At 40.7% G+C, this 23,394-nt stretch carries 20 protein-coding genes, 17 tRNA genes and 2 rRNA genes; 29 read left to right on the forward strand and 10 right to left on the reverse strand.

The annotated features are described in order from the left end of the window. The first annotated feature begins 245 nt into the window (after window positions 1-245). From MHH70_RS15405 to MHH70_RS15500, 20 genes are all read left to right on the forward strand, one after another. Window positions 246-3,173 (forward strand): 23S ribosomal RNA (locus MHH70_RS15405). Between the two features lie 108 nt (window positions 3,174-3,281). After that, window positions 3,282-3,397, forward strand: a 5S ribosomal RNA gene (rrf, locus tag MHH70_RS15410). 15 nt (window positions 3,398-3,412) lie between these two features. Then, window positions 3,413-3,487 (forward strand) — tRNA-Asn (locus MHH70_RS15415). A gap of 7 nt (window positions 3,488-3,494) precedes the next feature. Beyond that, window positions 3,495-3,586: transfer RNA gene (locus MHH70_RS15420), tRNA-Ser, on the forward strand. A gap of 20 nt (window positions 3,587-3,606) precedes the next feature. Further along, window positions 3,607-3,681: transfer RNA gene (locus tag MHH70_RS15425), tRNA-Glu, on the forward strand. 11 nt (window positions 3,682-3,692) lie between these two features. Further along, window positions 3,693-3,768, forward strand: a tRNA-Val gene (locus MHH70_RS15430). Between the two features lie 10 nt (window positions 3,769-3,778). Next, a tRNA-Met gene (locus MHH70_RS15435) sits at window positions 3,779-3,855 on the forward strand. A 3-nt stretch (window positions 3,856-3,858) separates the two neighbouring features. Further along, window positions 3,859-3,934: transfer RNA gene (locus tag MHH70_RS15440), tRNA-Asp, on the forward strand. A 16-nt stretch (window positions 3,935-3,950) separates the two neighbouring features. Next, window positions 3,951-4,026, forward strand: a tRNA-Phe gene (locus MHH70_RS15445). Window positions 4,027-4,039: 13 nt separating this feature from the next. Next, window positions 4,040-4,115 (forward strand) — tRNA-Thr (locus MHH70_RS15450). 3 nt (window positions 4,116-4,118) lie between these two features. Beyond that, window positions 4,119-4,202 (forward strand) — tRNA-Tyr (locus tag MHH70_RS15455). Between the two features lie 11 nt (window positions 4,203-4,213). Next, window positions 4,214-4,287: transfer RNA gene (locus MHH70_RS15460), tRNA-Trp, on the forward strand. Between the two features lie 33 nt (window positions 4,288-4,320). Next, window positions 4,321-4,396: transfer RNA gene (locus MHH70_RS15465), tRNA-His, on the forward strand. A gap of 30 nt (window positions 4,397-4,426) precedes the next feature. Continuing rightward, window positions 4,427-4,502 (forward strand) — tRNA-His (locus MHH70_RS15470). A gap of 18 nt (window positions 4,503-4,520) precedes the next feature. Beyond that, window positions 4,521-4,595, forward strand: a tRNA-Gln gene (locus MHH70_RS15475). 3 nt (window positions 4,596-4,598) lie between these two features. Next, window positions 4,599-4,673, forward strand: a tRNA-Gly gene (locus tag MHH70_RS15480). Between the two features lie 6 nt (window positions 4,674-4,679). Then, window positions 4,680-4,753: transfer RNA gene (locus tag MHH70_RS15485), tRNA-Cys, on the forward strand. A gap of 50 nt (window positions 4,754-4,803) precedes the next feature. Continuing rightward, window positions 4,804-4,878, forward strand: a tRNA-Gly gene (locus MHH70_RS15490). Window positions 4,879-4,932: 54 nt separating this feature from the next. Then, a tRNA-Leu gene (locus MHH70_RS15495) sits at window positions 4,933-5,015 on the forward strand. 106 nt (window positions 5,016-5,121) lie between these two features. Further along, window positions 5,122-6,024, forward strand: coding sequence for an LD-carboxypeptidase (locus tag MHH70_RS15500; protein ID WP_066167409.1), 903 nt, complete (start codon window positions 5,122-5,124; stop codon window positions 6,022-6,024). A 216-nt stretch (window positions 6,025-6,240) separates the two neighbouring features. Here MHH70_RS15500 and MHH70_RS15505 read toward each other — a convergent pair whose 3' ends face one another. Together MHH70_RS15505 and MHH70_RS15510 are read right to left on the reverse strand one after the other, a co-directional pair. Next, complete coding sequence (locus MHH70_RS15505; RefSeq protein WP_342471903.1) at window positions 6,241-6,747, reverse strand: hypothetical protein; 507 nt, start codon at window positions 6,745-6,747, stop codon at window positions 6,241-6,243. Continuing rightward, a complete protein-coding gene (locus tag MHH70_RS15510; RefSeq protein ID WP_342471904.1) occupies window positions 6,731-7,429 on the reverse strand; it encodes a phenylalanine--tRNA ligase beta subunit-related protein in 699 nt (232 codons plus the stop codon). Before MHH70_RS15510 ends, MHH70_RS15505 begins: the two co-directional genes overlap by 17 nt. 62 nt (window positions 7,430-7,491) lie before the next feature. On the opposite strand from MHH70_RS15510, the gene queG reads away from it, so the two are divergent. Both queG and trmL read left to right on the forward strand, forming a co-directional pair. Next, window positions 7,492-8,631, forward strand: coding sequence for a tRNA epoxyqueuosine(34) reductase QueG (gene queG / locus MHH70_RS15515; RefSeq protein WP_342471905.1), 1,140 nt, complete (start codon window positions 7,492-7,494; stop codon window positions 8,629-8,631). Window positions 8,632-8,645: 14 nt separating this feature from the next. Then, the gene (gene trmL, locus MHH70_RS15520; RefSeq protein ID WP_107943799.1) at window positions 8,646-9,119 is read left to right on the forward strand and encodes a tRNA (uridine(34)/cytosine(34)/5-carboxymethylaminomethyluridine(34)-2'-O)-methyltransferase TrmL; all 474 of its coding nucleotides are present in this window, start codon (window positions 8,646-8,648) and stop codon (window positions 9,117-9,119) included. Between the two features lie 119 nt (window positions 9,120-9,238). Here the strand turns inward: trmL and MHH70_RS15525 are convergent. Together MHH70_RS15525 and MHH70_RS15530 are read right to left on the reverse strand one after the other, a co-directional pair. Beyond that, a protein-coding gene (locus MHH70_RS15525; protein WP_342471680.1) for an IS3 family transposase occupies window positions 9,239-10,593 on the reverse strand; the annotation gives its coding sequence in 2 pieces (ribosomal slippage) (window positions 9,239-10,140 and window positions 10,140-10,593; 1,356 coding nt in all). Between the two features lie 47 nt (window positions 10,594-10,640). Next, entirely contained in the window at window positions 10,641-11,525 is an 885-nt protein-coding gene (locus tag MHH70_RS15530; RefSeq protein ID WP_342471906.1) for a VOC family protein, read from the reverse strand. 374 nt (window positions 11,526-11,899) lie between these two features. On the opposite strand from MHH70_RS15530, the gene MHH70_RS15535 reads away from it, so the two are divergent. From MHH70_RS15535 to MHH70_RS15550, 4 genes are all read left to right on the forward strand, one after another. Beyond that, on the forward strand, window positions 11,900-12,064 hold the full coding sequence (locus tag MHH70_RS15535) for a hypothetical protein (RefSeq protein ID WP_066167365.1): 165 nt from the start codon (window positions 11,900-11,902) through the stop codon (window positions 12,062-12,064). Between the two features lie 273 nt (window positions 12,065-12,337). Continuing rightward, entirely contained in the window at window positions 12,338-13,168 is an 831-nt protein-coding gene (locus MHH70_RS15540) for an aldo/keto reductase (RefSeq protein ID WP_342471907.1), read from the forward strand. A 13-nt stretch (window positions 13,169-13,181) separates the two neighbouring features. Further along, window positions 13,182-14,003 carry an aldo/keto reductase gene (locus tag MHH70_RS15545; protein WP_342471908.1) on the forward strand — a complete coding sequence of 274 codons (822 nt, stop codon included), beginning with the start codon at window positions 13,182-13,184 and terminating at the stop codon, window positions 14,001-14,003. A gap of 77 nt (window positions 14,004-14,080) precedes the next feature. Continuing rightward, window positions 14,081-14,305 carry a phosphate-starvation-inducible protein PsiE gene (locus tag MHH70_RS15550; RefSeq protein ID WP_066167356.1) on the forward strand — a complete coding sequence of 75 codons (225 nt, stop codon included), beginning with the start codon at window positions 14,081-14,083 and terminating at the stop codon, window positions 14,303-14,305. 488 nt (window positions 14,306-14,793) lie between these two features. Here the strand turns inward: MHH70_RS15550 and MHH70_RS15555 are convergent, their stop codons facing one another. The 4 genes from MHH70_RS15555 to MHH70_RS15570 all read right to left on the reverse strand — a co-directional run bounded on the left by MHH70_RS15555 (window position 14,794) and on the right by MHH70_RS15570 (window position 17,529). Further along, window positions 14,794-15,414 (reverse strand): LysE family translocator, encoded by a 621-nt coding sequence (locus MHH70_RS15555; protein ID WP_342471909.1) that lies wholly within the window; start codon window positions 15,412-15,414, stop codon window positions 14,794-14,796. A gap of 68 nt (window positions 15,415-15,482) precedes the next feature. Next, entirely contained in the window at window positions 15,483-16,319 is an 837-nt protein-coding gene (locus MHH70_RS15560) for an RluA family pseudouridine synthase (protein WP_342471910.1), read from the reverse strand. A gap of 312 nt (window positions 16,320-16,631) precedes the next feature. Continuing rightward, window positions 16,632-17,102, reverse strand: coding sequence for a thioredoxin family protein (locus MHH70_RS15565; protein ID WP_342471911.1), 471 nt, complete (start codon window positions 17,100-17,102; stop codon window positions 16,632-16,634). A 1-nt stretch (window position 17,103) separates the two neighbouring features. Continuing rightward, window positions 17,104-17,529, reverse strand: a complete 426-nt coding sequence (locus MHH70_RS15570) for a disulfide oxidoreductase (protein ID WP_066167345.1) — start codon at window positions 17,527-17,529, stop codon at window positions 17,104-17,106. 199 nt (window positions 17,530-17,728) lie between these two features. On the opposite strand from MHH70_RS15570, the gene MHH70_RS15575 reads away from it, so the two are divergent. Together MHH70_RS15575 and MHH70_RS15580 are read left to right on the forward strand one after the other, a co-directional pair. Then, entirely contained in the window at window positions 17,729-18,841 is a 1,113-nt protein-coding gene (locus MHH70_RS15575; RefSeq protein WP_066167342.1) for a GAF domain-containing sensor histidine kinase, read from the forward strand. Window positions 18,842-18,852: 11 nt separating this feature from the next. Beyond that, complete coding sequence (locus tag MHH70_RS15580) at window positions 18,853-19,503, forward strand: response regulator transcription factor (protein WP_342471912.1); 651 nt, start codon at window positions 18,853-18,855, stop codon at window positions 19,501-19,503. Between the two features lie 636 nt (window positions 19,504-20,139). On the opposite strand, the gene MHH70_RS15585 is transcribed toward MHH70_RS15580, so the two are convergent. Both MHH70_RS15585 and MHH70_RS15590 read right to left on the reverse strand, forming a co-directional pair. Further along, entirely contained in the window at window positions 20,140-21,039 is a 900-nt protein-coding gene (locus tag MHH70_RS15585) for a cation diffusion facilitator family transporter (RefSeq protein ID WP_342471913.1), read from the reverse strand. 245 nt (window positions 21,040-21,284) lie between these two features. Further along, window positions 21,285-22,637 carry a hemolysin family protein gene (locus MHH70_RS15590; RefSeq protein WP_066167323.1) on the reverse strand — a complete coding sequence of 451 codons (1,353 nt, stop codon included), beginning with the start codon at window positions 22,635-22,637 and terminating at the stop codon, window positions 21,285-21,287. Between the two features lie 266 nt (window positions 22,638-22,903). Here MHH70_RS15590 and MHH70_RS15595 point away from each other — a divergent pair, with 266 nt between their 5' ends. After that, window positions 22,904-23,344, forward strand: a complete 441-nt coding sequence (locus MHH70_RS15595; protein ID WP_342471914.1) for a DUF4871 domain-containing protein — start codon at window positions 22,904-22,906, stop codon at window positions 23,342-23,344. Window positions 23,345-23,394: the final 50 nt, after the last annotated feature.

Here is a 23,394-nt window from a genome sequence, read left to right on the forward strand (position 1 = left end):
GGTTTCAAGACACGAGTAGGACAAGAAAGCGATTGAACGATGGAAGGAGCGTACTTAAGTACGTGACTGACAGAGTGAATGAAGCTGACGCAGTCATACGATGTGTATTGGAAGCCGAAAATGAAGGTTTCGAGATACGAGCAAGCCAAGGAAGCAGCTTGAGCGAATGAAGGAGCGTACCTCTGTACGTGACTGAATGAGCGAAAGTAGCTGACGCAGGATGGCGATGTATATCGAAAGCTGAAGGTTAAGTTATTAAGGGCGCACGGTGGATGCCTTGGCACTAGGAGTCGATGAAGGACGGCACTAACACCGATATGCCTCGGGGAGCTGTAAGTAAGCTTTGATCCGGGGATTTCCGAATGGGGAAACCCACTATGTTTAATAGCATAGTATCCATACGTGAATTCATAGCGTATGGAAGACAGACGCAGGGAACTGAAACATCTAAGTACCTGCAGGAAGAGAAAGAAAATTCGATTCCCTGAGTAGCGGCGAGCGAAACGGGAAAAGCCCAAACCAAAGAGCTTGCTCTTTGGGGTTGTAGGACACTCTATACGGAGTTACAAAGGAATGAAGTAGATGAAGCGACTTGGAAAGGTCCGCCAGAGCAGGTAAAAGCCCTGTAGTCGAAAGTTCATTCCCTCCAGAGTGGATCCTGAGTACGGCGGAACACGTGAAATTCCGTCGGAATCCGGGAGGACCATCTCCCAAGGCTAAATACTCCCTAGTGACCGATAGTGAACCAGTACCGTGAGGGAAAGGTGAAAAGCACCCCGGGAGGGGAGTGAAAGAGAACCTGAAACCGTGTGCCTACAAGTAGTTAGAGCCCGTTAATGGGTGATAGCGTGCCTTTTGTAGAATGAACCGGCGAGTTACGATAACGTGCAAGGTTAAGCTGAGAAAGCGGAGCCGCAGCGAAAGCGAGTCTGAATAGGGCGAAGGAGTACGTTGTCGTAGACCCGAAACCAGGTGATCTACCCATGGCCAGGGTGAAGGTAAGGTAACACTTACTGGAGGCCCGAACCCACGTACGTTGAAAAGTGCGGGGATGAGCTGTGGGTAGCGGAGAAATTCCAATCGAACCTGGAGATAGCTGGTTCTCTCCGAAATAGCTTTAGGGCTAGCCTCGTGATGGAGAATACCGGAGGTAGAGCACTGTTTGGACTAGGGGGGCATCTCGCTTTACCGAATTCAGACAAACTCCGAATGCCGGATATTTATACACGGGAGTCAGACTGCGAGTGATAAGATCCGTAGTCAAGAGGGAAACAGCCCAGACCACCAGCTAAGGTCCCAAAGTAATCGTTAAGTGGAAAAGGATGTGGCGTTGCTTAGACAACCAGGATGTTGGCTTAGAAGCAGCCATCATTTAAAGAGTGCGTAATAGCTCACTGGTCGAGTGACACTGCGCCGAAAATGTATCGGGGCTAAACGATTCACCGAAGCTGTGGATTGACATCTACGATGTCAGTGGTAGGAGAGCGTTCTAAGTGCGTTGAAGTCAGACCGGAAGGACTGGTGGAGCGCTTAGAAGTGAGAATGCCGGTATGAGTAGCGAAAGACAGGTGAGAATCCTGTCCACCGTATGACTAAGGTTTCCTGAGGAAGGCTCGTCCGCTCAGGGTTAGTCGGGACCTAAGCCGAGGCCGATAGGCGTAGGCGATGGATAACAGGTTGATATTCCTGTACTACCTCCCCACCGTTTGAGCAATGGGGGGACGCAGGAGGGTAGGGTAAGCAGAGCGTTGGTTGTCTCTGTTCAAGCAGTAAGGCGTGTGTGTAGGCAAATCCGCACACTCTAACGCCAAGCTGTGATGACGAGTCCGTATGGACGAAGTTCCTGATCTCACACTGCCAAGAAAAGCCTCTAGCGAGGTGGGAGGTACCCGTACCGCAAACCGACACAGGTAGTCGAGGAGAGAATCCTAAGGTGTGCGAGAGAACTCTCGTTAAGGAACTCGGCAAAATGACCCCGTAACTTCGGGAGAAGGGGTGCTCTTGAGCGTGCAAGCGCATGAGAGCCGCAGTGAATAGGCCCAGGCGACTGTTTAGCAAAAACACAGGTCTCTGCAAAACCGTAAGGTGACGTATAGGGGCTGACGCCTGCCCGGTGCTGGAAGGTTAAGAGGAGTGGTTAGCGCAAGCGAAGCTATGAATTGAAGCCCCAGTAAACGGCGGCCGTAACTATAACGGTCCTAAGGTAGCGAAATTCCTTGTCGGGTAAGTTCCGACCCGCACGAAAGGCGTAACGATCTGGGCACTGTCTCAACGAGAGACTCGGTGAAATTATAGTACCTGTGAAGATGCAGGTTACCCGCGACAGGACGGAAAGACCCCGTGGAGCTTTACTGTAGCTTGATATTGAATTTTGGTACAACTTGTACAGGATAGGTAGGAGCCAGAGATCTCGGAGCGCCAGCTTCGAAGGAGGCGTCGGTGGGATACTACCCTGGTTGTATTGAAATTCTAACCCGTGCCCCTTAGCGGGGTAGGAGACAGTGTCAGGCGGACAGTTTGACTGGGGCGGTCGCCTCCTAAAAGGTAACGGAGGCGCCCAAAGGTTCCCTCAGAATGGTTGGAAATCATTCGTAGAGTGTAAAGGCACAAGGGAGCTTGACTGCGAGACCTACAAGTCGAGCAGGGTCGAAAGACGGGCTTAGTGATCCGGTGGTTCCGCATGGAAGGGCCATCGCTCAACGGATAAAAGCTACCCCGGGGATAACAGGCTTATCTCCCCCAAGAGTCCACATCGACGGGGAGGTTTGGCACCTCGATGTCGGCTCATCGCATCCTGGGGCTGTAGTCGGTCCCAAGGGTTGGGCTGTTCGCCCATTAAAGCGGTACGCGAGCTGGGTTCAGAACGTCGTGAGACAGTTCGGTCCCTATCCGTCGTGGGCGTAGGAAATTTGAGAGGAGCTGTCCTTAGTACGAGAGGACCGGGATGGACATACCGCTGGTGTACCAGTTGTCGTGCCAACGGCATCGCTGGGTAGCTATGTATGGACGGGATAAGTGCTGAAAGCATCTAAGCATGAAGCCCCCCTCAAGATGAGATTTCCCATTACGCAAGTAAGTAAGATCCCTCAAAGACGATGAGGTAGATAGGTTCGAGGTGGAAGTGTGGCGACACATGAAGCTGACGAATACTAATCGATCGAGGACTTAACCACAATTAAAACTTGTTTCAATGTTCATTTATCCAGTTTTGAAAGAACAAGAAGATACATACTTGACTTTAATATAAAAGATGTTATAATAATTCTTGTCTTTGAAAATAGTCTAGTGATGATGGCAAAGAGGTCACACCCGTTTCCATACCGAACACGGAAGTTAAGCTCTTTAGCGCCGATGGTAGTTGGGGGCTTCCCCCTGTGAGAGTAGGACATCGCTAGGCTAACCTTGATATTGTTCCGAAGTAGCTCAGTGGTAGAGCAACCGGCTGTTAACCGGTTGGTCGCAGGTTCGAGCCCTGCCTTCGGAGCCATCTTCTTGGAGAGTTGTCCGAGAGGTCGAAGGAGCACGATTGGAAATCGTGTAGGCGGTTAACACTGTCTCAAGGGTTCAAATCCCTTACTCTCCGCCAACCTTTAAACAACGTTTATTGGCCCGTTGGTCAAGTGGTTAAGACACCGCCCTTTCACGGCGGTAACACGGGTTCGAATCCCGTACGGGTCACCACTATTGAATATGGAGGATTAGCTCAGCTGGGAGAGCACCTGCCTTACAAGCAGGGGGTCGGCGGTTCGAACCCGTCATCCTCCACCATTATTATTATCGCGGGGTGGAGCAGTTCGGTAGCTCGTCGGGCTCATAACCCGAAGGTCACAGGTTCAAATCCTGTCCCCGCAACCAAAAGGTCCCGTGGTGTAGCGGTTAACATGCCTGCCTGTCACGCAGGAGATCGCCGGTTCGATCCCGGTCGGGACCGCCATTTTAATATAAAAAGTGGGTCAGTAGCTCAGTTGGTAGAGCATTAGACTGAAGCTCTAAGTGTCGGCGGTTCGATTCCGTCCTGACCCACCATTTATTCCTAAATGCCGGTGTAGCTCAGTTGGTAGAGCAACTGACTTGTAATCAGTAGGTCGTGGGTTCGACTCCTATCGCCGGCACCACTTGGTGGGGTAGCGAAGTGGCTAAACGCGGCGGACTGTAAATCCGCTCCTTAGGGTTCGGCGGTTCGAATCCGTCCCCCACCACCATTTATCTGAATAGGGGCATAGTTCAACGGTAGAATAGAGGTCTCCAAAACCTTTGGTGTGGGTTCGATTCCTACTGCCCCTGCCAGATTTTTTTGTTATGAACAGAACATAAATAATGGCGATTGTGGCGAAGTGGTTAACGCATCGGATTGTGGTTCCGACACTCGTGGGTTCGATTCCCATCAGTCGCCCCATTAATAATCTAAAGTAAATTTTATATAATGGCGATTGTGGCGAAGTGGTTAACGCATCGGATTGTGGTTCCGACATTCGTGGGTTCGATTCCCATCAGTCGCCCCATTTAATAATAAAAGTTGTTGGGGTATAGCCAAGCGGTAAGGCAACGGATTTTGATTCCGTCATGCCTAGGTTCGAATCCTAGTACCCCAGCCATTTGCGGAAGTAGTTCAGTGGTAGAACACCACCTTGCCAAGGTGGGGGTCGCGGGTTCGAACCCCGTCTTCCGCTCCATTTTACGGCGGCATAGCCAAGTGGTAAGGCACAGGTCTGCAACACCTTTATCACCGGTTCAAATCCGGTTGCCGCCTCCAATTTAGTATAAATTGGGGATTTTTTTTCCTCTTTTTTAAATGAATATTTTGCGGAAGTAGTTCAGTGGTAGAACACCACCTTGCCAAGGTGGGGGTCGCGGGTTCGAACCCCGTCTTCCGCTCCAAATCTTTTGTAAGTATGAGAAAATTGATTTATCATACTGGAAAAATACTATAATGCCTGAGTGGTGGAATGGCAGACACGTCGGACTCAAAATCCGATGCCAGCGATGGCGTGTGGGTTCGAGTCCCACCTCAGGTATCATCTAAACTTCAACTTCGGTTGGAGTTTTTTATTTTGCTTATAAGAAATATGCCTCATACCTTTGGCAATGTTATAATACAATTGATTGAAAGAGGTGGAAGATTTGAATATTAGGCCAAAAAAATTAACACAAGGCGATACGGTAGGTGTTTTAGCACTGAGTAGTCCATTAAAGATGGAGCAGCTACCGATTAAGCTTGAATTTCTTGAAAAATTAGGGTTGAAGTATAAACTAGGACAGACGATTGCGGAGTATGAAGGGTTTTTGGCTGGCAGTGATGAGGAACGTCTTGCGGATTTATATGCAATGATAGCGGATGATGAAATTAAGGCTATATTTTGTGTGCGTGGTGGCTATGGTATTGGAAGATTGCTAGATAAAATCGATTATCAGCTATTGCAGGAGCACCCTAAAATTATTTGGGGTTTCTCTGATGTAACGAGCTTGCATTTAGCTGTTAATCAATATGCTAATTTAGTTACTTTCCACGGACCGATGTTAAGTGAGAGTAGCGACATTTTAGATGAGCTGTCAGAGAAAATGTTTCAGCAATTATTTGCACCGATTGAAATTCATTATGATGAACGGATTTCAAAGCTTGAAACGGTTGTCTCAGGCGTGGCTCGTGGCGAATTGATTGGTGGTAATTTGAATCGCTTAGTGAGCACACTTGCGACGAAATTTGAGATAGATTTCTCTAATAAAATTGTCATACTAGAAGATATTCATGAATCGCTTGACCGCATTGATGGTATGTTTAATCAATTGCGTTTAGCTCGCAAGCTAGAGCAAGCGGCTGGCTATATTATTGGTGATTTTAATGGTGTTGATGAGGCTGAGCTACTAAAGATTGTTTCCCACTATTTAAAGCCATTAAATAAGCCTGTATTAGCTGGCTTTAAAATTGGACATTGCAGACCGAATATTGGTCTTCCATTAGGAGTAGAGGCGATAATCGATGCGGATGCAAAAGTGTTAAGGGTATTGCCAGGTGTAGAAGAATAAAAGAAGCTGCACTGTAGGCAAATTGCTTACGGGCAGCTTCTTTTCGTAGCGAGCGTTTAGAAATCAATTCTGCGTTTGTCTGTCCTATTACTTCTAGTTGGTCATTGGTAATTAGTAATCTAGTGACAGGTGAAGTGTAATTGGTTTTTCGTTTAGTTAATCCTAAAAGGAGAAAACGCTCGTTACGACTTGGTTTGGAGTCTCACCGCACCAAGATTAGAAATAGGCTGAATCATCGAATTCAATTTCTACTTGATAGTTTTTTGCATTAATGGCATTCGATAAACGGTGTGCCTGTTTTTCTAGTTCATTCGCACGTGTACGATATGCAGCTGGATCATAAAGAGCAACATTGTATAAAATTGTTTCGCCGATACTTTGCATAAAGCTTTCCTTTTCAGACATGCCAAGTACCTTAGCCTGCTCGGCTTCAGCCCGTAGCTGGGTAGCAAGCTCAATGGCTTCGACTATAGCAAGCTTTTCACCATTATACTCTATGAAATTATCAATATTCGCACGGTAAATAAGACGGTCTAGTGTACGCGCATCTTTACGCACGACAGCAAGCTCTGTTTCTACTTGCTGCAATGTACGGATAGGTGCTTTTGGTTCTTCCCCCTTTTCAACGATTGTATGTGAGACAGAAGAAATTTCCATAGAAAGCTCTCGAATTTTTTTGTTTAATACACTTTTTAATTTAATTGCTTCAGCTAATGAAATCATTTATATCCACCTTTTTTAAAGTATTCGTTAGTAAAGCTGTTGTGAAATCGCCACCGTTTACTTGTGTAAACATTTTGCCAGCAGCAGCTAAAAGCTCCTTGCAATCTTCAGCTGATTGCGAAGGGCGCAAATAGAAGATTTGTAATGCTGATGTTGTTTGCTCGGTCACTGCTGTGCGCTTAGAGTCAACAAAGGGGCTGCCAAATGGACCAAGCTTATCATGTGTATAAAGAATATTTTTTAATGAGTTATGGCGGCCATTAAGTCCCTCATAGCCAGTCTCTTCGTTACCAAGAGCTACCTCAATATCCCCTTGTAGCTTGTCTATATCATAAATACCGATTGGTACTTCATATTGCAAGGAGAAGAAGTTATTTAAGTCGACTGCTGAATGGAATGGAGTTAAATAATTTTGCTTTGAAATGCGGCGCATTAGGCTTTCGGCTGAATGACGATAGCGGTTTGGGTCTGCGCCGAGTGTCTTCCAAAGCTTTCGCCATTCAGCAATACCTGCTCTTTCTGTTACAGATATATCCTGCATTTCTAAAAATAAATTTTCCTGATAAAGTTGTATGCGTCCTTTAATCATTTGAGGAGAATCTGACACGACAATTTTGTTATAATAAATAATGCCGATTTTTAAATTATATGTAGAAAGCGAATCGTGCAATGAAATATTCATAAAATCACCTGCTATATTAAATTTGATATATATATTGTAGCAATAAGGAGAGAAAAAGAAAAATGAATGTCACTGATTTACAGACAGAGTTAATTCTGTATGCTAAATCGATTGGTGTCGATAAAATAGGGTTTACGACAGCTTCTCCATTTCTCGAATTAAAAAATCGTTTGCGTCGTCAACAGCAACTAGGCTATCAGTCAGGTTTTGAAGAACAGGATATTGATAAGAGGACAGAGCCTTTACGCTTATTAGACCAAGCGGAGAGCATTATTGCCATCGCGCTTGCCTATCCTTCAAAAATGAAGGATGCTCCTTTAGGAAAAAAAGGTGAGCGACGGGGAATTTTTTGTCGAGCTTCTTGGGGAATTGATTATCATGTTGCTGTGCGTGAGCGTTTGCAGTTAATTGAGGAGTGGCTAAGGAAACATGTGCCAGATGTAAAAATAAAATCTATGGTAGATACAGGGGAGCTAGTCGACCGCGCAGTTGCAGAGCGTGCAGGAATTGGCTGGAGCGGGAAAAATTGCTCAATTATTACACCAGAGTTTGGCTCTTACGTTTATTTAGGAGAGCTCATTACCAATATCCCATTTGCACCAGATCAGCCGATGGAGGATGAGTGCGGGGAGTGCAGGCTTTGTATTGATGTTTGTCCAACGGGGGCGATAGTAGAAGGCGGACAGTTAAATGCGCAGCGTTGTATTGCTTTTTTAACACAAACGAAAGGGTTTTTACCTGATGAGTTTCGTGGGAAAATTGGCAATCGTTTATATGGATGTGATACATGTCAGACAGTCTGTCCGAAAAATAAAGGTAAGGCTAATTGGATTCATGAGGAGTTTATGCCTAACCCAGAATTGGCAAAGCCATTATTGGAGCCTCTACTAACGATTTCAAATAAGGAGTTTAAAGCGAGGTTTGGACATGTATCTGGCTCGTGGCGTGGCAAAAAGCCAATTCAGCGCAATGCGATTTTAGCTTTGGCTCATTTTAAAGAGCAGCAAGCAGTACCTGAGCTATTGCAAGTAATGAAAAAGGATGAGCGACCCGTTATTCGCGGTACAGCCGCATGGGCTCTTGGAAAAATCGGAGGACAAGGCGTACAAGAAGAATTATTAGCTGCAAAAGAGCGAGAGCAGGATGCAGAGGTGCTAGCAGAAATCGATAAAGGGCTAGCATTATTAACAGAAATTGATTGAGAGAAGGGTTTATTGTGCCATTGCATATCGTTTTATATCAACCAGAAATTCCAGCTAATACAGGAAATATTGCACGGACATGTGCAGGAACGAATACAAGCTTACATCTAATCCGTCCTTTAGGCTTTTCAACTGACGATAAAATGCTAAAGCGCGCAGGCCTTGATTATTGGGAGCATGTTCATGTTGTGTACCATGATTCTTTGGAGGATTTTATTGCTTATAGTGAGGATGGCGATGTGTATTTAATAGAAACATATAGTGACGAGCCATTTACAACACATGATTTTAGCAATCATGAACGCGATATTTATTTTATGTTTGGCAAGGAAACGACAGGCTTACCAAAGGATTTTGCTTATGAGCGTAGAGATATGTGTTTACGAATTCCACAAAGTAACCATATTCGTTCATTAAATTTATCGAACACAGCAGCAATTGTCATTTATGAGGCACTTAGACAGCAAGGCTATCCAGGATTAAAGTAAGAAGGCTTTGAAGCAAGCTAGTGTTGAAAAATACGTATTGTATTTTTCAACGCTTTTTGGATAAATGAAAACCCCCCGCATATGAAGTGACCCCTAAAAGTTAGACACGGTTATTTCGTTTAGGCAGCTTGGGTAAAATGAGTTCGGTACTGCACCGGACTCATTTTTAATTTTGCCTTCATACGTTTCGTGTTGTAATAGTTTATATAGTTTTCAAGTTCCTTTTTAAAATGCTCGACACTTTCAAATTCCTTTAAATAGAGAAATTCCGACTTCATGATGCCAAAGAAATTCTCCATGACAGAATTGTCGTAACAGTTGCCTTTACGCGACATACTCTGCACAATCCCTCTTGATTGAAGGGCGTGGCGATATGGTTTCATTTGATAATGCCAGCCTTGATCAGAATGCAGGAGGAGCTGATGTTCTTCTGGCAACCGCTCTAAAGCCTTTTCTACCATCTCTGAAACTAATGAATATGTAGGTCTAGAGCCAATTGTATACGTAATAATTTCGCCATTAAATAAGTCTAAAACAGGCGATAAATAAAGCTTTTCACCAAATAACTTAAACTCTGTAATATCTGTTACCCATTTCTCATTAGGCGCTTTTGCTGTAAAATGGCGATCTAAAATGTTAGGCGCAATTTTACCAACTGTCCCTTTATATGACTTATATTTTTTCATACGAACGATGCACTTTAAGCTTAGCGCTTTCATCAGGCGTTGCACTTTCTTATGATTCACTTTTTGCCCACGATTCGCTAGCTCATCACGAAGGCGACGATAGCCATAACGGCCTTCATGTTCCTTATAGATTTCTTGAATTTTGGCCTTTAACTCGGCATCTGGATCGGGACGATTCATCTTCTTTACTAAATCATAGTACGTGCTACGTGGAATTTCTGCGAACGCTACAAGCGCCTTCACCGAGTATTTATGCCTTAATTCATAGATGACTTTTACTTTGTCCTCTTTGGTGATTTTTTCTTGGCTTGAACTAAGGCGTTCAACTTTTTTAAATACTCGTTTTCCATACGTAGACGATTGATTTCTGCTTGAAGTGCTTCTGGTGAGCCTTCTACTGGTGCTTGTTTTGGCTGTTTATTTGTTTCTTTTTTCATGGATGGACGCCCCTTTCTCTTTGATTGAAGGGCATCGAATCCTTTTGTTTCAAATTGTTTTTTCCAAACACGAAGTGTAGAAGGAGTAGCTATATGAAAGATAGCTGCCGTTTCAAGTAAGGACGTACCGTTTTCAATCATATAGTTTAGTACGTCTAGTTTAAACTGTGCCGAATAATTTGTATATCGTTTTATAAATGTTTCTACGCCGTTATACTCATATTGTTTTGCCCAATTAAGAATAGCTTTGTGATCTGTTCCCATTGAGTTAGCAATTTCATGTGAACTTTCTTTGCCTTCTAAGTAGCGTAGGACTGCTTGTAATTTTTCTTCTGATGTATATTTAGCCATATAAAAACTGCTCCAATAATTTTGGAACAGTTTTAAAGATAATGAAGTTACTCATCATTTATAGTAAATAATATACGAATGCCATTAGGGTCTTCTACTGAAAAAAATTGAGCGCCGCCATAAGTTGGAGCATTTTCAAAATGCTCTACAGTGAAGCCTGCTGCTGTTAATTTTTCACGAACTCGCTGTGCTACCACATCATTTTCTAAAACAATTGTGAATGATTGTAGTCCAACATGATTTGGTGAAGGCTTCATACCATTCTCACTGTGCCAAGTATTTAAGCCAATATGGTGATGATAGCCGCCTGTTGAAATGAAGAGCGCTTGTTTGCCATAACGTGAAACGACATTGAAATCAAGTACATTTGTATAAAATTGCTCAGATTTTTCTAAATCAGCAACGGATAAATGAATGTGTCCGATAATGGTGTCTTTAGGTAAACCGTTCCATTGCCCATCAGCCGCAGTTAGAATAGGGTTAAAATTTAGCTGCTCTGTAACCATTTTGACTTGATTATCACGCCATTGCCAGTTGCTTGCAGGACGGTCAATATAGATTTCGATACCGTTACCGTCTGGGTCATTTAAGTACAATGCTTCGCTTACATAGTGGTCTGCTGCACCGATACGAATATTGCGCTGTACAAAATGCTGCACAATATTGCCCAAATCTTTGCGGTTAGGTAATAATAGCGCAATATGATACAGCCCTGTTAGCCCGTTGCCTAGAGGAAGGGCATTCTCAACTTCAATTAATGATAAGATGCTTGTCATGCCATCGACAGTTAAATAGGCATTTTGCTCATCTTGCTGTAAAATTTGAAAGCCGATAAGTGATGTATAATAGTCAAGTGATTGCTGTAAATTTGAAACTTTTAATTGTAAATGTGATGCATACATATTTGGTTTTTGGTGAAAGTTTATTGTCATATGGAAGCTCCTCTATGATTAGGATACTTAACTAAGTTACTTTAAGTAAGTTTAAATGTTAAAAGAAAAAAATACAAGAAAAAAACACCCGAAATATATCCGAGTGTTTTGTAGTCGCCTAATAAATAAAGGCTTAAAAATTAGTCCTTTTTAGCAAATGGCTTTCCTTCGTAACCGCCAGTGAAAATTGCAATTAGAAAAGATGCACAAACGCCAAGAATTAATAATAATTTCATGGAAGTATCCTCCTCATGTATATAAACTCTTTTATAAGTATAGCCTATATATATAAACTTTACTATGGTTATTTTGTGTCTAAATAGGTTAAAAACAGACATTATCGGGAATAGAAAATAAAAAAGGAGGGGTCTAAAATGGAGAAAGAGAATAAACAACCAACAAGCGGGCATATGGTGAACAATATGGAGGATTTAAAACAACTAGGTAAGCAAATGGAAAATATGAGAGATGGTCAGCAATTGGAGGAGGATGAGCGCATCGTAGACCCACAACAATTCGATAAAACAGAGGAGAATTAAACAAGCGCTAATAACATTTTGAATTTGCTTATAAACTATGGCAAGCCGCAAATAGAGCTAGAATGTCACAAATCAATGGTAATATTCGAGAATAGGATTAAATAGTATGATTACGTGCAGGATTCACTATTGGAATTAAAGGCGTGTCTGAACATCATTTTTGGACACGCTTTTTGTGATGCAACCTCGTAATTTTTCGTATGAAGATTCGTTTCTCGAAAGAATGGTCGATTAAGTATATAATAAAATTAGAATGCAGAAGGAGGGATGAAAATGCACTTGCAAAGTACAAAAAGACTGGAAAATGGTGTTGAAATGCCGCTTTTTGGTTTAGGTGTGTATAAAATGACAGACCGTGATGAAACAATTTCTTCCATTACGAAAGCATTACAGGTTGGATACCGCGCGATTGATACGGCTTCACTTTATTTCAACGAGGTCGAGGTAGGTGAAGCGATTCGGCATTCGAATGTGCCGCGCGAGGAAATCTTCGTTACGACAAAGGTTTGGAATACAGACCAAGGCTATGACAATACATTGCGGGCTTTCGAAGCATCATTGAAAAAATTAGCGATGGAATATGTTGATTTATATTTAACACATTGGCCAGTGGCGGATAAATTCGTTGATACATATCGAGCAATTGAACGCCTCTATGATGAGAAATTAATACGTGTGCCGGGTGTGTCGAATCATCATTCACATCATTTGGAGCAAATTTTTACTAAGGCAAATACAGCTCCAGCTGTTAATCAAGTAGAAATGCATCCGTATTTATCGCAACAAGATTTGCGTGCATTTTGCGCGGAGCACAATATTGCTGTAACAGCATGGTCACCATTAGGGCGCGGTGGGGTGCTAACGGATGACACGATTCAAGCACTTGCGGTAAAGCATGGAAAAACACCAGCGCAAATTGTGCTGCGCTGGCATTTACAGCATGGCATTATCGTCATACCGAAATCAGTAAAGTCACATCGAATTGAAGAAAACGCGCAAATTTTTGATTTTGAATTATCGGCGCAAGATATGCTGACACTTGATGCATTAAATCAAAATAAACGCTTTGGGAAAGATCCAGATAATTTTACATTTGATATATAAGGGGGACTCATCCATGACAATTTCAAAAACTATAACATTAGCAAATGGTGTGGAAATGCCACGCGTTGGCTACGGTGTATTCCGAATGAAGGAGCATGAAGTCGCATTTAATGGCGTGATTGAGGCATTAAATGCTGGCTATCGTGCTATTGATACAGCAGCGATTTATCAAAATGAAGAAGCAGTTGGGGAAGCAATTAAAGCATCAGGAGTGGAGCGTTCGGAATTATTTATTACGACGAAGGTTTGGAATGCGGATCAAGGCTTTGATAATACTTTACGTGCTTTTGAAACATCCTTAAAAAAATTAAATTTGGAATATATTGATTTATATTTGACGCATTGGCCAAAGCCAACATTGGCAGAAACATATAAAGCAATAGAGCGCCTTTACGAGGAAAAGCTAATTCGTGTGCCAGGCGTTTCTAACCATCATCAACATCATTTGGAGGAAGTATTTGCAGTAGCGAATGTTAAGCCGATGGTGAATCAAGTAGAATGTCACCCATCTTTAGCACAGCATGACTTACGTGCATTTTGTGCACAGCATAATATTGCGGTAACAGCATGGGCTCCACTAGGGACAGGTATTGTCTTCACACATCCTATCGTAAAAGGTTTAGCTGAGAAATATAGTAAAACACCTGCACAAATCGTGCTACGTTGGCATTTAGAGGTAGGTAATATCGTAATTCCAAAATCTATAACACCACAGCGCGTCAAAGAAAATTTAGAGGTATTTGACTTCGCTTTAGCTGTTGATGAAGTTGCAGCAATTTCAGCATTAAATACATTCCATCGTACAGGTGCTGACCCTGATAATTTTGACTTTTAACTGTGAAAGACGCCAAATGAACGACAATCTATGATAAAATATGAATGTATATCTATATAAATAGGGAGGATTTTCCGATGGCATCAGTATCACATGCAAATGCAAAGATTACACCAGAGCGTTTAGAGGAAGCTTTAGCAGTACGTGACCGCTTAATCATTGAATTATTAGTACAAGTACTTGATGAGCAATTAGTTATCGAGCGTCCAATTTTACGTGAGCGCGTAGGTAACCTAGTACAACTATCTGATAGCGATGATGAACTAAAAGAAACAATCTTTGCGCTTATTAACAAACTATAAGAAGTGGGGAAGGCGTTCAAAAAACCGTGCAGTTGCCGGCGTTTTGAACGCTTTTGTTGTTGTAAAATGTCAGTTATCTGTGAAAGTGGAGGAAGCACTAACTTTAGCGATTTACTTTTAAATGCAAAATAACTGTAACGCGAGTTTTCATTGATTCGACTTTCAGATGCCCTATTTTCATGTTAATGAGCGAATTCAGCCGATTTATGAGCAAATCGACACTTTCTGCCTATTAATTTTGAAAGAAAGCTTTTCATTAAATAATAAAGAAGGGGCTGTCCAAAAAGCCGTGCATAGCCGGCATTTTGGACAGTAGCGATGATGTTTCACAAAATATTGATTCCTATAAACAGAAAACGCCTCTTTTAAAAATGTGATAGACATTGGCTTGAGCAGTGTACCCCTTCAATAAAAGGGAAGCGATGAAAACATTGATTTCAATGCGAAGGCAAAACAAAATGGACTTTTAGGACACCCGCTTCTTACTGTCAGCCCTTCTCAAAAGCTAGTTTGACGCCAAAAAGAATGAGTATAGCTCCTGTTGCCCCCTCCATCCATTTTTGTGTGGACGGTTTGTTCATAAATGCTCGAATTTGGTGAAGCAAGTATACATAGCCGACAAACCAAATGGCGGTTAAAGCGGTATATGTAACCCCCATAATGAAAAATGGCAATAATGGCTCTGTATTCGATGCTAAAAATTGCGGTAAAAAAGTTAAGAAAAAAACGGCTACTTTCGGATTGAGCAAGTTTGTTAAAAAGCCTTGCATAAAGCTCGATTTGCTGTCATTTTTATGTGGCACTGCATCCGCAAGCTGTGGCTTTCGTCTCGTCATAGCGACCAATGTTTTAATTCCAAGATAAAGTAAATAAATAGCGCCGATATATTTAATAATAGAAAAGACAACTGCAGATTTCACAATAATTGCTGATAAACCAAGTACAGCAGCAGACGTATGAATCATTAACGCACATAATGTCCCAGCCATTGTTTGCAAGCCAGCCTTTTTACTTGTGAGCAATGTATTTTTCGTAACAATTGCAGTATCGGGTCCTGGTAAAATAATGAGCATTATACACATAAATATGTAGAACAGAAAATTTTCCATGTACATCCTCTTTTCTCATAAATGATATTGCTCAATATTTTAGCAGAAATAATTGAAAATTCATAATACTATTTATCAATTATTAGTATATGTTCATGTGTGAATGGATGATGAAATTCAAGCTGTATAGCGTGTAATTCATAGTCATTCGACGCTGTTTGACGTGCATTATATAATGTATCGCCGACTATTGGATGCCCTAAATGCGCCATATGAACACGTATTTGATGTGTGCGACCTGTCTCTAGCACTACATGTACAATACAGCTATTTTTAAAGCGCTGCACGACTTCGTAGTGAGTCACGGCATGCTGACCAGATGCGGAAACGACGCGGCGCGTATTATGGTGGCGGTCTTTGCCAATCGGTGCAGTAATAACACCGCTGTCTGTGCGAAGATTACCTTGTACTTCAGCCGCATATTTGCGAATAATCGTTTTCTCTTCAATCATACGGTCGAATACAGATTTCGCAATCGGGTGCTTGGCAACAAGGAGCAAACCTTTTGTACCTTGGTCAAGGCGATGTACATGTTCAGCATAACTACCGCCATTTTGTTGAATATGTGTCATGACGTGATTCATACAAGTATAATTATCCTTCACATCATTTGGATGTGTCGCCATCCCTTTTGGCTTCGAAACAATTAAACAATGAGCATCCTCATAGCGAATATTTAATTCACATTGCGACAAGGTGTTATAGCTCGATGGCTGATTCGTAAAATTAAATGTTAGCGCTGTCCCAGCAGCGAGCGGCTCCTTCCATAATGGAGCGGTCCCGTCCTGTAGCGTAATTGCCTTTGCCATGCGTAATTCATGCACGATTTTTTTGCCTAGACGCCAATCCTCACGTAAAAGCTCCTCAATTGTAAGACCGTCCTGTTGAACTGTATAGGTAAACATATATATCCTCCTAAAAAATAAGAGGCGGTCGGATAAATCCAAACACGCCTTTGAAAATAAATTTTATCTCTCATTAAAAGCCCGATTGATTCAACTAACAATGAGATTGTCTGACAAGTCTATTTTATTTTGATCTCGCATTAAAAAAAGGTTTTCATCGCTCCACTTTTATTGAAAATCAACACTGCTAAAGCGAATGTTTAGCCAATTTTTAAAAGATGCCATCTCTATTTAGTTGAGCTTCTCTTTTATCAAACATCATCACTGCTGTCCAAAATGCCGGCTAAGCAAGGCTTTTTGGACAGGGCGATTTTATTGTGCACTAACACTTTTGAAAAAGCTATTGATTGTATCTACATCATGGTCACCAGTCATGCGTGTTACTTCCTGACCTTCATTGAAGTAAATAAGCGTAGGTGTAGCCTCTAAATTATAAAGACTCCATTGCTCAGGGAATTCTAACACATTTAATTGGTCAATATGAATACCTGCATCATCAGCAGCTGGCATTAATTTAGGTGTCATTTGCTGACAGTATACACATTCTGGGCTGAATATATAAGCATAAACAGGCTCACCTGAAGCGATTTTTTGCTCCAATGCATCTGGTAAAATAATGTTTTGATAGTTTTTGTCACTTAATTGGTCAATTGTAGATTGTCTTAAGTTTGTTTTACCGTAAGGGTTATTTTCTAATTTACTGCTGTTTGACATATTTGTTAAAATAATAATCGCTGCGAATAATACAACGATAATTCCACCAAAAATAGCAAGCTTCTTCATATTATTTTTCCTCCTTCAAAACACGTAACATATAAAAGCTAATTGCTGCAATGATAATAAATGCTGTTAATGCTAAAAATGGAATAGTAATAAATCCAAGCCAATTAATATATTGTCCTGTACAAGGAACTAGACCGCATGCAGGGGCAGATTCCTGTAAAAAATCCAGCTTCTGAATGCCATAATGATACAGGGAAATACTCCCACCTATACAAGCAAATACAGCAGTTGTTAGTGCGATACGCGCATTTTTTTGAATGTAAGCAATCGTTGTCATAATTACAATTGGATACATAAGAATTCGCTGATACCAGCACATTTCACAAGGCGTGTATTGCCTAATTTCCGAGAAATAAAGCGAGCCCAGTGTTGCAACTAGCGACACCACCCAAATCGCAAGTAAGCTGTTTTCTAATTTTTTATTCATAGCTAATCTCCTACACGTCAAAATGAATGATACGTACTGCTTATTATAGAGAAAGCGTTAATAGAAGTAAATTGTCTAGTTTCTGAATAATTTGTGAGATGGATTTCACAATTGATTTCAGCCAAAAGTATGAGTGTCATGTGCATGCACTCGACCTCTATTCAATGATATGATAATGGAAAGAAATTAGAGGTGAATCATGGGCTTAAATCATTCAAACATTACAATATTAAAAGAAATTGCAGAACTGTTAAATGAAGAAACCGAAATGATTCCAATGTTGCGAGGAGCTTTATCAAAATTTTTAAACGGTACGCAGTTTGATACAGGGTGGATTTTTTTTATTGATGCTAAAGGGAAATCCACATTAGTTGCACATGAAAATTTGCCACAAGCACTTGCAAAAAATGATTGTAAACATCTAAATAAAGGTGGCTGCTGGTGTGTGTCGCGCTATCGTAATAATGAGCTGATGAAGGCTTCGAATATTATTGAATGTCAGCGTATTGAAAGTGCAATGGGGGATAGTGATGATGATACAGGGGGGATTACACATCACGCAACAGTGCCACTGCAATCTGGACAGGAGCGCTTCGGTATTTTAAATGTCGCATCGAAAAATACGGTAAGCTTTACTGAGGAGGAGCTTGAGCTATTAGAGTCAGTTGCTTTTCAAATGGGCTCCGCAATAAAAAGAATCCATTTAACGAACGAGCAACAGGAAATTGCATTAGTACAGGAGCGTAATCGACTAGCGCGGGATTTACACGATTCTGTCAATCAGTTGTTATTTTCAGTGACATTAACATCGCGAGCTGGTATTGAAATGAGCGACCAACCTGAAATAAAGGAAACATTTAAAGAAATTCAAGAGCTAACACAGGAAGCTTTAACGGAAATGCGCGCACTAATTTGGCAGTTGCGCCCTAGGGGACTTGAAAGTGGATTAATTGAGGCGATTAAAGTATACGCTGAGATGCTTGGTCTAAAGCTAATTGTCAATGTTTCAGGTGTCATTCAACTTCCTTCACGCATTGAAGAAACGTTATTCCGTATTGCACAAGAAGGTTTAAATAATATACGTCGTCATGCTGGTGTTAAAATTGCCGAGTTGTATGTTACGGTGACACCAACAGATATTTTGCTCGTAATGAAAGATGAAGGGAGAGGCTTTGTTATCGATCCAAAGGCTAAAATACCTTCACTTGGTATTCAATCAATTAAAGATAGAGCGCATGCAATTGGCGGTACAGCCGATTGGGTGAGTGAAATTGGCAAAGGGACGGAATTATTAATCCGTCTGCCGTATTAGGGGGGAGTAACATGATACGTGTCTTAATTGCGGATGACCACCATGTAGTAAGAAGAGGTTTGCTCTTTTTTTTAAAAACACAAAAGGATATTGAGGTCGTGGGGGAAGCAAAAAACGGTGCTGAAGCTGTTCAATTAGTGAAAGAGGTACAGCCGGATATCGTCCTAATGGATTTAGTCATGCCTGAAATGGACGGTATTCAAGCAACAAAACGTATTAAAACGTTGTACCCAGCAATTAAAGTGCTGATGCTCACGAGCTTTGCAGACCGAGACCATGTGTTACCAGCCATTGATGCGGGCGCATCGGGCTATCAGCTAAAGGATATCGAGCCGGATGATTTAGTGCATACAATCCGCCAAATTATGCGCGGAGAAAATATGCTGCACCCAGAAGCAACAACTCAGCTAGAGGAAGGCTTGCGTGAGGAGGAGCAAAAGCTTCATATCGCCAACCCGTTAACACCACGCGAACAAGACGTGCTAGCAGAGCTAACGAAGGGCAAAAGCAACCGAGAAATCGCCTCCTCTTTATTCGTAACAGAAAAAACAGTAAAAACACATATTTCTAATATTTTTGCCAAACTACAAGTGCAAGACCGCACACAGGCAGCCCTATATGCAGTAAAGCATGGGCTGACAGAGGGTAGCGGGCAAATGTGAAAAGAGGTATCAGGGAGCATTCATGCTCTCTGGTACCTCTTTATAATAAAGCCCGAGATGCGTATAATAGATAGCTTAGATATGGAGGGGATTGGTATGTCAATATTTATAAGCTCTGCAATCCTAATTCTATTTATATTAGGTTGTTATTATCTTTTTAATTTTATTTTACTGTATATGAAAAAGGTAACTACTGATTTTTTTATACAAATTCTTCCGGGTTGGTTTTTTATATTGTTGATTAGTATTGTTGCATTATATATGTATCCAGATAATTTGCACGGTGTACAATTATTGGTGATAGTTTTTTATATCTCGTTCGTTTTGTGTATAGTCATGGCGATTGCAATTGTGATACTGAGACCATTTTATCCATTAGCATATCATGCGTTTATTCAAAAAGTGAAAACAGATAGACAGATACGTTAAAGCCATCTGGGAGATTTCCATTTTAGTTGGTTTACTTACAACTATGGTGACATGATTTGTTCTAACGACTTACTGTAAGCTCGAAAAACAACTCGAATCAATGTTTATTGAGTTTTCAAAGAAAGCATTCTCTTTGTTCAACAAGCTAATTTCATCGCTAGCGTTAGAGAAGTCGGCAACTGACGGTTTCTCTAACGCCACTCTCCTTTAAAAATGATAATCATCCTCTTTCGGAGCTGGTATTTCATGTGGTTCAATATGCACAAGCACTACACAATATGGATTGAATTTTTTAATCGTATTTTCTATTTGCTCTGTGATTTCATGGCTTTCCCATACATTCAAATAAGGATTAACTGTTACGGTTACATCGACAAATGACATATTGCCATGGGAGCGCCCTTTAAAATCAACTAAGTCGCTTACACCATCCACTTTCCGAATAAGCTCACAAAGTGCCTCCGTATCTTCCGTATTAAAACCATCCGTTAATGTATGCACAGCTTCCCAAAATATTTCTATACCTGTTTTGACAATAATAATGCCGACAAGTAACGCTGTAATGACATCAATAATTGGAAAGCCGATAATAGCTGCACCAATACCGATAGCTGTGCCAATACTAACGAGGGCATCTGAGCGATTATCGTAGGCGGCTGCTTTAACAGCACTGCTATTGATTTTATTCGCTAGCGCAATATTGTAGCGGTAAACACCGTACATAATAACAGCACTAATTAGTGCAATAATTGCTGTTAACATAGAAGGTGTAGTGTGTGTAGGATTCCAAATGTTTTTAATAGAAGATATGAGTACTTGGATACCTACTGCAATCATAATAAATGCTGCGATTAGTGAAGCTACTGTTTCCGCGCGCAAATGCCCGTATTGATGGTTATCATCTGCTGGTTTTTGAGAAATACGTAAACCAACTAATACGGCGATAGAAGCAATAATATCCGTTGTGTTATTTAAGCCATCTGCTTTTAATGCGGCTGAGCTCCCGAGATAGCCGACAATCAATTTCATCGCGCTTAATGCAACATATGTACCAATTGATAACCATGCACCTTTTTCACCCGCACGTAAATTTGTATATAGCTCCACAATGTTTCCTCCTAGAAAGATTTTTAGGCATACTAAAGGGCGTGTCTGAAAAGTTATTTTCAGACACGCCCTAATGGTGACATATGTTTATGTGACCATCGTAGTATTAATAAATAATGTTTAGAAAGTTAAAACTTATTGTAAATCAAAAGTATCGAATCAAGTGTTTTCAATAAGATATAATCTAATAAAACAGCTATCATTGTCCGAAAAGCGTTATGTTAGACCACTTTTCGGATAACTCCTTAAACTTCTTCAATTAAATTATTTTCGGTTACTTCAATCTCTTCTAGCTTTTTGATTTCGAGATATAAAATATGATGACCGTCGGATTCCTTAATTGTAAATTGATAACCGTAAGCTTCGAATGTATCACCTTCGACTACATCAAAATGCTGTGTCATTACCCAGCCACCGATTGTATCAATATCTTCATCTTCAATTGCAATTCCTAAAATATCATTGACATTTTCTAAAAGCATTTTTGCATCAATAATATAATGATTTTCGCTTATTTCCTGTATTTCTGGTATTTCGTCAGCATCGAATTCGTCTTGAATATCACCGACAATTTCCTCGATAATATCTTCAATTGTTACTAAACCAGATGTACCACCGTATTCATCCAATAAAATAGCCAAATGGATGCGTTCTTGCTGGAACTTTAATAATAAGTCACTAATCGGAATTGTGTCAATTACACGAATAACAGGTTGCATATAATCTTCTACTTTTGTTTCCCCATTTACAGGGTCTTTAATGTAAGCAGTTAATAAATGCTTCATGTTGACTAAGCCGACAACATGGTCTTTGTCGCCATCGGTAATTGGATAACGCGTATATTGTTCAACGCCCATTACTTCAAATACTTCTCGTAATGTTTGGTCTTTTTCAATGCTAATAATTTCAGTACGGGGTACCATAATTTCTTTTGCGATTCGATCAGAAAACTCGAAAATGCTATTTACATATTCGTATTCAGAGTGATTAATTTCTCCACCCTTTAAGCTATCTGATAAAATCATGCGAAGCTCTTCCTCGGAGTGGGCTGCTTCTGATTCAGAAACCAATTTTAAACCAAAAAGTCCTGTTAACGCACGAGCTGAGCCGTTTAATGCGCGAATGAAAGGATACATAATGTTATGGAATAAAATAAGTGGTCCTGCTAAATTTAATGTGACAGCCTCCGCTTTTTGAATAGCTAATGTTTTCGGCGCTAATTCCCCTACGACAACGTGTAAAAATGTCACAAGTGAAAAGGCAATAATAAATGAAAGAAGCGATGTAATGCGACCTTCTAAGCCAAATAACTCAAATAACGGATGTAAAATAAACGCAAATGTCGGCTCACCTAGCCATCCTAATCCGAGTGCGGTAATTGTAATACCGAGCTGACAGGCTGACAAATATTCATCTAAATTTGAAATTACTTTTTTCGCCTTCAACGCCTTTTTGTTACCTTCCGCTACAAGCTGGTCGATACGTGTAGCCCTTATTTTTACTATGGCAAACTCACTAGCAACAAAAAATGCCGTAGCAGCAATTAATAGAGCAAATGCTACAAGCCTTATGGTTAGCTCTCCTATATCTCCGTCCAAATAATTCCTTTATTTGCGGCCCAGATGAGGGTGGCAAATAAAGAGTACACCTCCTATAATAGAAAAATTTTTTGAATACTTTTATCATAAAAGATTTCTCACTAAAAAACAATTTTTGCTGACGATTTTTTTCAACTCTGTTTAAAATGGCAAGTAAGGCTTGGTATGTGACGAGCAATAGTAAGGATAACCTTAATTCGAGTGAATATTCCGTTAATTTGTATTATCATATAATTAACTATAAATAAAAAGAGAGGGGACATGGCATGAATGCGAAAATGTGGTTGCTAGTATTTAGCGTATTACTGCTTTTAGTAGCTTGTACAGGTAATAAGAAAGAAGCTTGGCAGGAAAGCGAATTTTTTGAATCAGGAAGTTATCGAATGATTGGAATCAAAGATAAAGCTGGCTTTATTTACAATAAAGAAACGATACCATTTACTGCAAATGAACCGAATAAATATATGTGGCATTTTTGGGGTGATGAGGATGAGTTAAAAGGCGATATTAAAGTAATTGGGATATTTGAAGACGAGCCAGACGAAAAAATTGAAGTTTTACACGAAAAAATTAACTATTTAAGTGCTCACAACGGTGCAGATTATCATATACCTAGTTTGATGGAGTTGCCGAAAGCTGGTATGTGGAAGCTAGAAGTTTATATAGATGATAAAATTTTTGAAACGATTTATGTTGAGGTGGCATAATTTTATTAACGACAGAATTCACAAAAACATTTAATTTTTCAAAAAATATT

The sequence above is a fragment of the Metasolibacillus sp. FSL H7-0170 genome (assembly GCF_038593115.1).
Classification (GTDB): domain Bacteria; phylum Bacillota; class Bacilli; order Bacillales_A; family Planococcaceae; genus Metasolibacillus; species Metasolibacillus fluoroglycofenilyticus.

What these genes read in the sequence shown, in the direction of transcription:
- queG (WP_342471905.1), top strand. Translation starts at nt 7,492, where the DNA reads ATGAATGTCACTGATTTACAGACAGAGTTAATTCTGTATGCTAAATCG.
- MHH70_RS15570 (WP_066167345.1), bottom strand. Translation starts at nt 17,529, where the DNA reads ATGAATAAAAAATTAGAAAACAGCTTACTTGCGATTTGGGTGGTGTCG.
- MHH70_RS15535 (WP_066167365.1), top strand. Translation starts at nt 11,900, where the DNA reads ATGGAGAAAGAGAATAAACAACCAACAAGCGGGCATATGGTGAACAAT.
- MHH70_RS15550 (WP_066167356.1), top strand. Translation starts at nt 14,081, where the DNA reads ATGGCATCAGTATCACATGCAAATGCAAAGATTACACCAGAGCGTTTA.
- MHH70_RS15560 (WP_342471910.1), bottom strand. Translation starts at nt 16,319, where the DNA reads ATGTTTACCTATACAGTTCAACAGGACGGTCTTACAATTGAGGAGCTT.
- MHH70_RS15540 (WP_342471907.1), top strand. Translation starts at nt 12,338, where the DNA reads ATGCACTTGCAAAGTACAAAAAGACTGGAAAATGGTGTTGAAATGCCG.
- MHH70_RS15545 (WP_342471908.1), top strand. Translation starts at nt 13,182, where the DNA reads ATGACAATTTCAAAAACTATAACATTAGCAAATGGTGTGGAAATGCCA.
- MHH70_RS15505 (WP_342471903.1), bottom strand. Translation starts at nt 6,747, where the DNA reads ATGATTTCATTAGCTGAAGCAATTAAATTAAAAAGTGTATTAAACAAA.
- MHH70_RS15575 (WP_066167342.1), top strand. Translation starts at nt 17,729, where the DNA reads ATGGGCTTAAATCATTCAAACATTACAATATTAAAAGAAATTGCAGAA.
- MHH70_RS15580 (WP_342471912.1), top strand. Translation starts at nt 18,853, where the DNA reads ATGATACGTGTCTTAATTGCGGATGACCACCATGTAGTAAGAAGAGGT.
- MHH70_RS15555 (WP_342471909.1), bottom strand. Translation starts at nt 15,414, where the DNA reads ATGGAAAATTTTCTGTTCTACATATTTATGTGTATAATGCTCATTATT.
- MHH70_RS15565 (WP_342471911.1), bottom strand. Translation starts at nt 17,102, where the DNA reads ATGAAGAAGCTTGCTATTTTTGGTGGAATTATCGTTGTATTATTCGCA.
- MHH70_RS15595 (WP_342471914.1), top strand. Translation starts at nt 22,904, where the DNA reads ATGAATGCGAAAATGTGGTTGCTAGTATTTAGCGTATTACTGCTTTTA.
- MHH70_RS15530 (WP_342471906.1), bottom strand. Translation starts at nt 11,525, where the DNA reads ATGACAATAAACTTTCACCAAAAACCAAATATGTATGCATCACATTTA.
- MHH70_RS15510 (WP_342471904.1), bottom strand. Translation starts at nt 7,429, where the DNA reads ATGAATATTTCATTGCACGATTCGCTTTCTACATATAATTTAAAAATC.